This window comes from Rhizobium phaseoli (genome assembly GCF_010668805.1).
In the GTDB taxonomy this organism is placed as follows: domain Bacteria; phylum Pseudomonadota; class Alphaproteobacteria; order Rhizobiales; family Rhizobiaceae; genus Rhizobium; species Rhizobium phaseoli_A.
On the sequence record NZ_WUFT01000137.1, the window covers coordinates 1 to 394 of the forward strand.

1 protein-coding gene is annotated in these 394 nt (G+C 66.8%); it reads left to right on the plus strand.

The features are described 5' to 3' along the window. Positions 1–394: TetR/AcrR family transcriptional regulator (locus tag GR197_RS31750; RefSeq protein ID WP_164016661.1), on the plus strand; the 394-nt coding region annotated here is incomplete at both ends.

Below are 394 nucleotides of genomic sequence, written 5' to 3' on the forward strand. Positions count from 1 at the left end.
GATTCTCGAAGCGGACGGCTTCAACGGATTCAACACGAATGCGGTGGCCGCGCGCGCCGGCGTCAGCATCGGCTCGCTCTATCAGTACTTTCCGGGCAAGGACGCACTGACGGTCGCGCTGATCCGGCGTGAGACGACGCGCTTTCACGAGGACATCGCCGTCGCGCTCACGAAGCGCAGCGGCAAGGCCGGCCTGGAGCATCTGATCGGCGCCGCCGTGCGCCAGCAATTGCAGCGTCCGCGTCTTGCGCGGCTACTCGATATCGCAGAGGGGCGGCCTGCCTTGCGCGATGAACTGGCCAAGCCGGAACTCGAACAGATCGCCACCGAGGTCATCAAACGCGCGATCCCCCGGCACGCGCATCCCGAAGTCGCGGCGGGCGACCTGTTCGCC